Annotated in this window: 3 protein-coding genes and 1 pseudogene; 1 reads left to right on the top strand and 3 read right to left on the bottom strand. The window is 71.1% G+C overall.

The annotated features are described in order from the left end of the window. From ACIBIW_RS36670 to ACIBIW_RS36660, 3 genes and pseudogenes are all read right to left on the bottom strand, one after another. On the bottom strand, positions 1 to 1,970 hold a 1,970-nt coding region (locus ACIBIW_RS36670; protein ID WP_399342872.1), incomplete at its 3' end, for a type I polyketide synthase. 55 nt (positions 1,971 to 2,025) lie between these two features. Continuing rightward, positions 2,026 to 8,481 (bottom strand): annotated as a pseudogene (locus ACIBIW_RS36665) (SDR family NAD(P)-dependent oxidoreductase); the annotation flags it as partial. Between the two features lie 82 nt (positions 8,482 to 8,563). Then, positions 8,564 to 10,303, bottom strand: a complete 1,740-nt coding sequence (locus ACIBIW_RS36660) for an SDR family NAD(P)-dependent oxidoreductase (RefSeq protein WP_399342871.1) — start codon at positions 10,301 to 10,303, stop codon at positions 8,564 to 8,566. A gap of 106 nt (positions 10,304 to 10,409) precedes the next feature. Between ACIBIW_RS36660 and ACIBIW_RS36655 the strand changes: the two genes are divergently transcribed. Further along, positions 10,410 to 10,642: hypothetical protein (locus ACIBIW_RS36655; RefSeq protein ID WP_399342869.1), on the top strand; the 233-nt coding region annotated here is incomplete at its 3' end.

Genomic DNA, 10,642 nt, shown 5'->3' with positions numbered 1-10,642 from the left:
CCCAACAACCGAAACAACGCCACCTCAAACGCAAACAACCCCGCCTGAGCAAACTCCGTACCCTCCAAAACCCCCGCATCACCACCCCACACCACTTCGCGAATCGGACGCCCAAGACCCTCGTCCAACAGATCACAGACCTCGTCGAACGCCTCCTGGAAAACCGGAAACGCCCCATACAACTCCCGCCCCATACCCAGCCGCTGAGCACCCTGCCCCGTGAACAACACCGCCGTCCGGCCCGTTTCGGACACGGTGCCGCGGGCCACACCCGTGGTCACCCGGCCCTCGGCGAGCGCGCGGAGTCCGGCCGTGATGTCGCCGCGGACGGCTCCGGTGACGACCGCACGGTGTTCCAGGCGGGCCCTGCCGGTCAGGGCGGAGTGGGCGAGGTCGACGAGGGCGGTGTCGTGCTCGCCCCGGGGCGGTGGAGCCGCCTCCACCGCGGCGAGCAGCCGGCCGGCCTGGCCGCGCAGCCCCGCCTCGCTCCGCGCGGACAGCACCACCGGCGTGACCGGCATGGGATGGGGCCCGGGTTCCGGGGCCTCGGTGACCCCTCCCTGCGCCAGCGTGGTGCTTCCCTGTGTCTGAGGGGTCTGTCCCTGGCCCCGTGGGGTCTGCTCCACGGGGCCAGGAGGTGCCTGCTCCAGGATCACGTGGGCGTTGGTGCCGCTGACGCCGAACGACGACACCGCGGCGCGGCGCGGCCGTGCCCCGGCGTCCGGCCAGGTCCGTGCCGTGGTGGCGAGTTCCACCGCGCCCTGGTCCCAGTCGACATGCTCCGACGGCTCGTCGACGTGCAGGGTGGCGGGTACCACCCCGGCCCGCATGGCCATCACCATCTTGATCACACCGGCCACGCCCGCGGCGGCCTGCGCATGGCCGATGTTCGACTTCAACGAGCCAAGCAGCAGGGGTTGTTCGGCAGGACGCTCCTGGCCGTACGTCGCGATGACCGCCTGTGCCTCGATGGGGTCGCCGAGCCGGGTGCCCGTGCCGTGCGCCTCCACCACGTCGACGTCCGCGGCGTGCAGCCCGGAGTTGGTCAACGCCTCACGTATCACGCGCTGTTGGGCAGGACCGTTGGGGGCCGTGAGGCCGTTGGAGGCGCCGTCCTGGTTCACCGCGCTGCCGCGTACGACGGCGAGCACCGGATGTCCGTGGCGTCGCGCGTCGGACAGCCGCTCCACCAGCAGTACGCCGACGCCCTCGCTGAAGCCGGTGCCGTCGGCGCCCGCCGCGAACGCCTTGCACCGGCCGTCGGGCGCGAGCCCGCGCTGCCGGGAGAACTCCACGAACGCCTGCGGGGTGGACATGACGGTGGCACCGCCCGCGAGGGCGAGGGAGCACTCCCCCGAGCGCAGCGCCTGGATCGCCAGGTGCAGGCTGACCAGGGACGACGAGCAGGCGGTGTCCACGGAGACGGCGGGGCCCTCAAGGCCGAGTGTGTAGGCGACCCGGCCGGAGGCGATGCTGGTGGCGCTGCCGTTGCCGAGGTAGCCCTCAAGGCCGGTGGGGGTGGTGTGCAGCCGTGTGGCGTAGTTGGCGTACATGACGCCCGTGAACACACCGGTGCGACTGCCGCGCAGCGTCCCGGGGTCGATCCCGGCGCGTTCCAGCGTCTCCCAGGACACTTCGAGCAGCAGCCGCTGCTGCGGGTCCATCGCCAGCGCCTCGCGGGGTGTGATGCCGAAGAATCCGGCGTCGAAGTCGGCGGCCCTGTCGAGGAAGCCGCCGTGCACCGAGTAGGTACTGCCCTCGGTCTCCGGGTCCGGGTCGAAGAGGGTGCCGGGGTGCCAGCCACGGTCGGTGGGGAAGGGGCCGATGGCGTCGGTGCCCGTCTCGACCAGCCGCCACAGCGCCTCGGGGGAGTCGACGGCGCCGGGGAAGCGGCAGGCCATGCCGACGATCGCGACGGGCTCGGTGGACTGCGACTCGACCTCGGCCAGGCGCTCGCGGGTGCGGTGCAGGTCGGTGGTGACCCGCTTCAGGTAGTCGGCCATGGTGGTGTTGTCCGTCATGTCGTCAGTCCCTGTCCGCTCGCGGGCCGTCCGGCAGGTGGCCGGCGCGCCCGAGTTCCTGGTCGATGAAGGCGAGCACCTCGGCCTCGGAGGCCGACTGGAGTTCCGGGGTGGTGTCGGTGGTGTCGGCGTCGCCGGGCGCGGCGGGGACGTCCCAGCCGGTCAGCATGTGCCGTAGCCGCGAGGCGATGGCCGCCGTGTGCTCACCGGTCCGTGGCGCGGACGCCAACTGGGTGGCCAAGCGGTCCAGTTCGGCCAGGAGTTGGCCGGTCTCCGGTTCTGCGGGTGCGAGGTCGTCGGCGAGTCGCCGGGCGAGCGCCGCCGGGGTCGGGTGGTCGAACACCAGGGTGGCAGGGAGCCTGACGCCGGTGGCTGTGGCGAGCCGGTTGCGCAGTTCGACGGCGGTGAGGGAGTCGAAGCCGAGTTCCTTGAAGGCCCGTTCCGCCGCGATCGTCTCGGGGTCGCCCGCGAGCACCGCGGCGGTGTGGGTGCGTACGAGGCCGAGCAGGGCGCGTTCGCGCTCCCGGGAGGTGAGCGCCGCGTACGGTGCCCCGGTGGGGCCGTCGTCCTCCGGGAGGGTGGTGGCGGCCCGTCGGGCGGGGCGTACCAGTGCCCGCAGCAGTACGGGCGGCGGTTCATCGCGGCGGCGTAGCGCGGCGGTGTCGAACCGGGCCGTGACAAGGGTGGGGGCGCCTGTGTGCAGGGCGGTGTCGAGCAGGGCCAGGCCCTCGGCGGTGTCGAGGGGGACCACTCCGTCGCGTGCCAGCCGCCGGTGGTCGGCGTCGCCGAGGTGGCCGGTCATGCCGCTCTCCTCGGCCCACTGACCCCAGGCGAGGGAGAGCGCGGGCAGCCCCTGTGCGCTGCGGTGGCGGGCCAGGGCGTCGAGGAAGGCGTTGGCCGCGGCGTAGTTGGCCTGGCCTGGTGAGCCGAGGACACCGGCGGCGGACGAGTAGAGCACGAACGAGGTGAGGTCCAACTCCCTTGTCAGTTCGTGCAGATGCCAGGCGGCATCGACCTTCGGCCGCAGCACCCGCGCCAACTGGTCGGCCGTGAGGGATGCGACGGTGCCGTCGTCGAGGACGCCCGCCATGTGTACGACCGCGGTCAGGGTGTCGGCCATCGGCTCGATGAGGGCGGCCAGTTGGCCCCGGTCGGTGACGTCGCACGCTTCGATACGTACCTTCGCGCCCGACTCCGCGAGTTCCTGGGCGAGTTCGGGGGCGCCGTCCGCGTTCCAGCCCCGGCGGCTGACCAGGACCAGGTCCCTGGCACCCTGGTGTACGAGGTGGCGTGCGGCGGCGGCGCCCAGCGTTCCGGTGCCGCCCGTGACGAGTACGGTGCCGTCGGGGTCCCGGGGCGCGGGCGCGGTGAGGACGACCTTGCCCACGTGCCTGGCCTGGCTCAGGTGCCGGAAGGCGTCCACCGCCTCCCGCATGTCCCAGGTGATGTACGGCAGCGGTGTCAGTGTGCCGTCGTCGAAGAGGGCGAGCAGCTCGGTGAGCATCCGCCGGGCCAGTTCCGGTTCGGTCTCTAGCCCGAGGTCGAACGCCCGGTAGACGACGCCCTGGTGCGCCGAGGCGACCTCGTGGGGGTCGCGCACATCGGTCTTGCCCATCTCCACGAACCGGCCGCCGCGCGGCAGCAGCCGCAGGGAAGCGTCGACGAACTCCCCGGCCAGCGAGTTCAGCACCACGTCGACGCCGTCCTGCCCCGTCCGCTCCCTGAAGTGGGCCTCGAAGTCGAGGGTGCGCGAGGACGCGAGGTGGGCGTCGTCGATGCCCATGGCCCGCAGTGCCTCCCACTTGCCGGGGCTCGCGGTGGCGTACACCTCGGCCCCCAGGTGGCGGCAGAGCTGGACGGCCGCCATTCCGACGCCGCCCGCCGCCGCGTGGATCAGCACCCGCTGCCCCGGCCGCACGTCCGCCAGGTCGCGCAGCCCGTACAGCGCGGTGAGGAACACGATCGGCAGCCCGGCCGCCGCGGCGAAGGTCCACCGCTCCGGCATCCGTACGACGTTGCGGTGGTCGGTACGTGCCCGGGTGCCGAAGGCGCCGTTGAACAGGCCCATCACCCGGTCCCCCGGGCGCAGCCCCGGCACGTCGGCCCCCACCTCGACGATCTCGCCCGCGCCCTCGCTGCCGACGGTGGCGGCGCCGGGGTAGACACCGAGGGATATCAGCACGTCGCGGAAGTTCATGCCGGCCGCCCGCACGGCGATCCGTACCTCACCGGGCGCCAGCGGCCCGTCGGCGTCGTCGGCCGGGATGACGCGAAGGCCCTCGATGGTGCCCTGGCCCGTCGCGTCGAGCCGCCAGGGCCGCCCAGGTAGGGGCCGCAGCCGGGTGCCGGAGGAGGCGCGTGCGAGACGTGGCACCGCGGGCCTGCCCGCGCGTACCGCGATCTGGGGTTCGCCGGTCGCGAGCGTGGCGGGCAGCGCCGCGGCGGACGCCTCGTCACCGTCCAGGTCCACCACGACGACACGTCCGGGATGCTCCGTCTGCGCCGACCTGACCAGGCCCCACACCCCGGCCCCCGCGAGGTCGGGCGACACCCCGGTCGCACCCCGTGTCACCAGGACGAGCCGGGCGCGCTCCGACCGGTCGTCAGCGAGCCAGTCCCGTATCAGCCGTAGGGCGGCGGAGGTGGTCGCGTGCACCCGGGCGACCGTGTCCCCGGCGGCCGCGGGCGCTTCGACCAGGGCGAACACGGCGTCGGGCGCGTCGGCCAGCGCGGAGCCGACATCGGCGTGCGGGGGTACGCCGAGCCCCAGTGCGTCCGTCCCGACCACCGCCCACCGGCCATCGGGCTGCGCGGTGGGCGCGGGCAGTTCCACCCAGTCGACGGTGAACAGCGCGTCGGTACGCGCCGTATCCGTCCGCCCCTCGGCGGGTTCCCTGGTCACCAGGGATTCCACCGACACCACGGGCCTACCTGCTGGGTCCGCGATCGCCACCGCGAGGGTGTCATCGCCGCCCCTGACCAGGTGGACCCGTACGGCCGTCGCACCCGAGGCGTGCAGCCGCACCCCGCTCCAGGAGAACGGCAACCGCACCCCCGCGCCCAGGGCGGCGGGGTGCAGCGCCGCGTCGAAGAGCGCGGGGTGCAGCCCGAACCCCGCCGGGCTCACCCCCTCGGGCAGCACCGCCTCGGCGAAGATCTCGTCGCCCCGCTGCCAGACGTCCCGCATGCCCTGGAACACGGGCCCGTACTCCAGCCCGTCCGCCGCAAGCCGCTCATAGGCGGAGTCGACGGGAACGCCCTCGGCCCCGGGTGGCGGCCAGGCTCCGGCCAGCGCATCGAATCCGGCTCCGGCGGCTTCCACACCGTCTCCCGCGGGCGCGATCGTCCCGCTGGCATTACGCGCCCACGCCCCCTGCTCGTCCCCCTCGTCACGCGAATACACACCCACACCCCTACGCCCCTCACCATCAGCCTCCCCCACCACCACCCGCACCTGCACCCCACCACGCCCCGGCACCACCAACGGCGCCTCAACCACCAACTCCTCCACCACACCACACCCCACCTCATCCCCCGCCCGCACCACCAACTCCACCAACGCCACACCCGGCACCAACACCACACCCCGCACCGCATGATCCCCCAACCACCCCTGCACCCCCAACGACAACCGCCCATGCAACGACAACCCCCCACCCTCCACCGCACCCACCACCACACCCAACAACGGATGACCCACACTCACCAGCCCAAGCCCCGAAGCATCCATGACCGGACTCGCGTCCTCCAACCAGTACCGACGACGCTGAAACGCATACGTCGGCAACTCAACCCGGCCATACGTCCGCCCCGCGAAAAACACCGACCAGTCCACCTCCACCCCACACACCCACGCCTCAGCCGCACTCGCCAACATCCGACGCAGACCACCCTCACCACGCCGCAACGAACCGACCACCACCGCACGAGCATCCGGAAGTTCGGCGACGGTGTCCTCCACCGCCGCCGTCAGAACGGGATGAGCACTGCACTCGACAAAGGTGCCGAAGCCGTCCGCCGCCAGCGCGGTGATCGCCTCATGGAAGGCGACTGGCTCACGCAGATTCCGATACCAGTACTCGGCCGTCAGCGAATCGGACTCCACCCAGCCACCATCAACAGTCGAAAACATCGGAACCTGCGCGGGCCGAGGGGTGATCTCGCCCAGGGCGTCGAGCAGTTCGTCCCTGATCTCCTCCACGTGGAACGAATGCGACGCGTAGTCCACCGGGATCTGGCGTGCCCTGACATTCCGCCCCTCGCAATGAGCGGCTATCTCGGCCAGGGCCTTGCCATCCCCGGCCACCACCACGGCCGTAGGCCCGTTCACCGTCGCGACCGACACACGGTCCGACCAGCCGCCCTCCGAAAGCAACTCCTCCACCCACACCCGCGAAGCCGCCAACGACCACATCTCACCCCGACCGGCAAGACCAGTGATCACCCTGCTACGCAGGACAACGACCCGTACCGCATCCTCCAGCGACAACGCACCCGCCACACACGCCGCCGCAATCTCCCCCTGCGAATGCCCCACCACCGCATCCGGCACCACACCCCACGACTCCCACACCCGCGCCAACCCCACCATCACCGCAAACAACACCGGCTGCACCACATCCACCCGACCCAACAAACCCCCATCCCCAAGAGCCTCCAACACCGACCAACCAGCCAACTCCCGTATCAGAGCGTCACATTCGGTCATCGACTCGGCGAACACCGCCGACGTCTCCAACAGCTCCACCGCCATCCCCACCCACTGCGCCCCCTGCCCGGGGAATACAAACACCCGCCGACCTGCCGGGCCCAGGACGGCTCCCGACACAGCAGCCCCACCACCGGCATCCGTAGCAGAGTCGACAAGTTCACTCAGGCCAGCCGCGAGCTGCTGGGCGTCCGACGCGAGTACGACGGCACGGTTGTCGAAGGCGGTCCGCGACAGCGCCGCCGAGCCCACCGCATCGACCGGGACCGCACCACCCTCCAACGCCGCAAGCCAACGCCCCGCCTGCCCGGCAAGCCCCTCACGGCCACGCGCCGACAACACCACCGGCACCGGACCACCGGCGCTCACGGTCTCCACGACGGGCTCGCCCTCCGGCGCCTGTTCCAGGACCACATGCGCATTGGTCCCGCTCACCCCGAACGACGACACCGCCGCACGACGCGGACGCCCCACCACCTCCGGCCACCCACACGCCTCGGTGACCAGCTCGACCGCACCCTCCGACCAGTCCACGTGGCTGGACGGCTCGTCCACATGCAACGTCGCCGGCACCGCGCCCGCCCGCAACGCCATCACCATCTTGATCACACCCGCCACGCCAGCCGCGGCCTGAGCATGACCGATGTTCGACTTCAACGAACCAAGCAGCAGGGGTTGTTCGGCAGCACGCTCCTGGCCGTACGTCGCCAGTACCGCCTGCGCCTCGATCGGATCACCCAGCGTGGTACCGGTGCCGTGCGCCTCCACGACATCGACCTCGGACGCCGACACCCGCCCATTCGCCAACGCCTGCCGAATCACCCGCTGCTGGGCAGGCCCGTTCGGAGCCGTGAGCCCATTCGACGCACCGTCCTGATTGACCGCGCTGCCCCGCACCACCGCAAGCACCCGATGCCCGTTGCGCCGCGCATCCGACAGCCGCTCCACCAACAGCACACCCACACCCTCACTGAAGCCCGTACCGTCCGCACCGTCCGCGAACGCCTTGCACCGACCATCAGGAGCCAGACCACGCTGCCGGGAAAACTCCACGAACACACCCGGAGTCGACAACACCGTCACCCCACCGGCCAGAGCCAGCGAGCACTCCCCCGACCGCAACGCCTGCACCGCCCAGTGCAACGCCACCAACGACGACGAACACGCCGTATCCACCGACACCGCAGGACCCTCAAGACCCAACGCATACGCCACCCGCCCCGAAACCACACTCCCCGCCGAGCCCTGCCCGAGATACCCCTCAAGGTCCTCCGGCACTGAGCGCAGCCGGGCGCCGTAGTCGTGGTACATCACGCCCGAGAACACACCCGTACGGCTCCCGCGCAACGACGGCGGATCGATCCCCGCCCGCTCAAGCGCCTCCCACGACACCTCAAGGAACAACCGCTGCTGGGGGTCCATCGCCAGCGCCTCACGCGGCGAGATACCGAAGAAACCCGCGTCGAAATCCGCAGCGTCGGCCAGGAATCCACCACGCCGCACATACGACTTCCCCGAGCGCTCCGGATCAGCGTCGAAGAGAGCATCCACATCCCAGCCACGGTCGTCCGGGAAGTCGACAATTCCTTCCCTGCCCGACGCCACCAGGTCCCACAGCTCCTCGGGCGAGGTCACACCGCCCGGCAGCCTGCACGACATCCCCACGATCGCCACGGGCTCGTACTCCCGCGCCTGGAGTTCCTGGATCTGCTGTCGTGCCTCACGGAGGTCCGTCGTCGCCCGCTTCAGATAGCGCAGGGTCTTGTCTTCATTGCTCACGAAATCGGCTCCATCCAAGGGGCAGGCGGCAAGAGCGGGCGGGTTCGGGGCCGTGTCAGCCGAATTCCTTGTCCAGGAAGTCGAAGATGTCGTCGGCGGAGGCCGAGTCGACGTCGAAGGGCGTGGAGGTCTCGGCGTCCGCCGGGCTTACCTGGGCCGCCAGATAGCGCAGCCGCCTGGCGACCTCCGCGCGGCCAGGACCGTCCTCCTCGACGGCGGCCAACGCGGACTCCAGGCGGTCGAGTTCACGCAGCAGGGGTTCGTACGACGGTGTCTCGGGCTCGGCCTGCGTGAGATCGAGGCGCGAGCGGAGGTAGGCCGTCAACTTTCCGGGGGTGGGATGGTCGAAGACGAGCGTGGAGGGGAGGCGTTCCGCAATGTCGGCGGAGAGCCGGTTGCGCAGTTCGACGGCGAGCAGCGAGTCGAAGCCGAGGGACTTGAAGGGGTTTTCGGGGTCGACACCGCCGGCCGGGAGTCCGAGTACGGCCGCAGTGTGCGCGAGTACCACGTCGAGCAGGAACCGTTCGCGTTCCTCCTCCGCCATCCCCGCGAGGCGGCGGGCCAGGGGCAGCCGTGTCTCCTCGCCGCTTCCCGCCCACCGCCTGCGGGGCGGCACCAGGGTCTTGAAGAGGGCAGGTACCTGCTCCTGGGCGGCCACGGCGCGAAGGTCGATCCGCGCGGCCAGGACGGCGGCCTCCCCGCTGCCGAGTGCGGCGTCGAGCAGTGCAAGGCCCTCCGCGTTGGAGAACGCCCGTACCCCGTAGCGGCTCAACCGGCCGAGATCGGTCTCCCCGAGCCCCGTCGTCATACCGCTGGACTCGGCCCACAGGCCCCAGGCGAGGGAGAGCGCGGGCAGCCCCTGTGTCCTGCGGTGGCGGGCCAGGGCATCGAGGAAGGCGTTGGCGGCGGCGTAGTTGCCCTGTCCCGGGTTGCCGAAGACAGCGGCGGCCGAGGAGTACAGCGCGAACAGGGTGAGGTCGAGGCCGCGGGTCAGCTCGTGCAGATGCCAGGCGGCCTCCGCCTTCGGCCGCAGCACCCGCGCCAACTGATCTGCCGTCAGGGATTCCACGGTGCCGTCGTCGAGAACGCCCGCAGTGTGTACGACACCGGTCAGCGGCGGCTCGATACCCCGTATCAACTCTTCGAGACCAGCACGGTCAGCGACGTCGCAGGCGGCCAAGGTCACCCGCGCACCCAGACCGGCAAGCTCACTCTCCAACTCGGCCGCGCCCTCGGCCTCCCGGCCACTCCTGCTCACCAGAACGACATGTTCGGCGCCCCGCTCCACCAGATGCCGCGCCACGACTCGCCCCAGGCCGCCCGTGCCGCCGGTCACCAACACGGATCCTGACAGCGGCACTTCGGCGGGGGTCTCGGAGGGGTGCAGCCGGGCGAGTCGCCGTACCCACACCTGGTCGCCTTCGACGGCAACTTCGGGTTCTCCGCAGGCCACGGCGGCGCGCAGAGACGGGAGGGTGAGGGCGGTGTCCGAGGGAGCGTCCAGCAGGACGATTCGGTCCGGATGCTCGGACTGGGCCGAGCGTACGAGCCCGGCGACCGTTTCGCCGACAAGTTCGTCCGAACCGTCGCGCACCCCGCGCGTCAGAATGACAAGTCGGGACTCCGCATACGCGGGGTTGCCCAGCCATTCCTGAAGGAGCGCCAGGGTTGCCCGCACGGCCCGGTGTACGGACTCCACGCTGTCGGCATGGCCCTGATGACCACCGTCGACGGGCACCAACAGCACCTCTGGAGGTGCTTCCTCCACCCCGGCGAGCAGGTCATGGACCGGCACACCGAGATCAAGACCGTCCGGGCCGAGCACCGCCCAGTCTCCCACCGGAACGGCCCCCGCCGCGACCGGAGCTTTCTCCCACGTGACGTGGTGGAGGGGCGGAGTGGTGGCAGCGTTCAGCCGCGCCGCATCAACCGGACGCGTGGCCAACGACTCCACCGACAACACCGGCCGCCCCGACACATCAACCGCCAGCACCGACACCGAGTCCTCCCCCACGGGAGTCAACCTGGCACGCAACACCCCCGCACCCCGCGCAAACAGCCGCACCCCACCCCACGAAAACGGCAACCGCACCCCCTCCCCCAACGCACCCACATGCAACACCGCATCAAACAA

Origin of the sequence: Streptomyces sp. NPDC050560 (genome assembly GCF_044457285.1) — a bacterium.
In the GTDB taxonomy this organism is placed as follows: domain Bacteria; phylum Actinomycetota; class Actinomycetes; order Streptomycetales; family Streptomycetaceae; genus Streptomyces.
The sequence above is the reverse complement of the archived record's forward strand: the minus strand, read 5'-3'. Positions and strand labels throughout refer to the sequence as shown.